Genomic DNA, 1,764 nt, shown 5'->3' with positions numbered 1-1,764 from the left:
TGTCTGAATCTTTTGCCGATCTATTTAACGAATCGCTCCAGCGCTCTGAAAAGCGCACCGGTGAAGTCATCACCGCTGAAGTCGTTCGCATCGACCACAACCACGTCGTCGTCAACGCCGGACTGAAGTCCGAGGCCTATGTGCCGCTCGAAGAATTCAAGAACGACCAGGGCGAACTCGAAGTCCAGGTCGGCGACTTTGTCTCCGTGGCCATCGACTCCGTCGAAAACGGCTATGGCGACACCCTGCTGTCCCGCGACAAGGCCAAGCGCCTGGCTTCGTGGATGAGCCTGGAAAAAGCCCTGGAATCCGGCGAATTCGTCACCGGCCAGACCAGCGGCAAGGTCAAGGGCGGTCTCACCGTCCTCGTCAACGGCATCCGCGCCTTCCTGCCCGGCTCGCTCATCGACACCCGCCCCATCAAGGACTTGTCTCCGTACGAGAACAAGACCATGGAATTCAAGGTCATCAAGCTGGACCGCAAGCGCAACAACGTCGTGTTGTCACGCCGTGCAGTTGTCGAGGCATCCATGGGCGAAGAACGCGCCAAGCTGATGGAAACCCTGAAGGAAGGCTCCTCCGTCAAGGGCGTCGTCAAGAACATCACCGAATACGGCGCGTTCGTTGACCTGGGCGGCATTGACGGCCTGCTGCACATCACCGACATGGCATGGCGCCGCGTGCGTCACCCAAGCGAAGTGGTGACGGCTGGCCAGGAAATCGTGGCCAAGATCCTGAAGTTCGACACCGAGAAAAACCGCGTGTCACTCGGTCTGAAACAGATGGGCGACGACCCATGGATGGGCGTGAACCGCCGTTATCCACAAGGCACGCGCCTGTTCGGCAAGATCACCAACATCGCCGACTACGGCGCATTTGTTGAACTCGAGCCAGGCATCGAAGGCCTGGTCCACGTGTCCGAAATGGACTGGACCAACAAGAATGTGGCACCGAGCAAGCTCGTGGCACTGGGCGACGAAGTCGAAGTCATGGTCCTCGAGATCGACGAAGACAAGCGCCGTATCAGCCTGGGCATGAAGCAGTGCAAGGCCAATCCATGGCAAGAATTTGCACAGGAAACCAAGCGCGGCGACCGCGTCAAGGGCCCCATCAAGTCGATCACCGACTTCGGCGTCTTTGTGGGCCTGGCTGCCGGCATTGACGGCCTCGTGCACCTGTCCGACCTCTCGTGGAACGAACCCGGCGAAGCCGCCGTTCGCAACTACAAAAAGGGCCAGGAAGTCGAAGCGATCGTTCTGGCAGTCGACGTCGACCGCGAGCGCATCTCCCTGGGTATCAAGCAGCTGGATTCCGATCCGTTCACCACGTTCGTGTCGATCAACGACAAGGGCGCGATTGTGACCGGCAAGGTCAAGACTGTTGATGCCAAGGGCGCTGAAATCGATCTCGGCGAAGACATCATCGGCTACCTCCGCGCCAGCGAAATCAGCCGTGACCGCGTCGAAGATGCGCGCAACGTGCTGAAAGAAGGCGACGAAGTGTCCGCAGTTGTGGTGAATGTGGATCGCAAGACCCGCAACATCCAGCTGTCGGTCAAAGCCAAGGACAACGCTGACCAGCAGGAAGCCATGGCAACCCTGAGCCAGCAGTCTTCGCGCGAAAGCGCCGGCCTGACCAACCTTGGCGCCCTGTTGCGCGCCAAGCTGGACAACAACGAAAAGTAAGGCGACCGTGCAGCGGTGTGATGCGTCCCCGGCGGATTGCATCGCTGTACAGCTACTTTATCCATGACCCGAAGCGATC

Annotated in this window: 1 protein-coding gene; it reads left to right on the top strand. The window is 59.4% G+C overall.

Annotation, left to right across the window (positions count from 1 at the left end; all coding sequences use genetic code 11):
- The coding region (gene rpsA / locus AC1DWI_RS21725; protein WP_477725735.1) for a 30S ribosomal protein S1 at positions 1-1,685 on the top strand (1,685 nt) is incomplete at its 5' end.
- Between the last annotated feature and the right edge of the window lie 79 nt (positions 1,686-1,764).

The organism is Polaromonas sp. P3_C2 (assembly GCF_056402675.1).
This window is presented reverse-complemented; position numbering and strand designations above follow the sequence as displayed.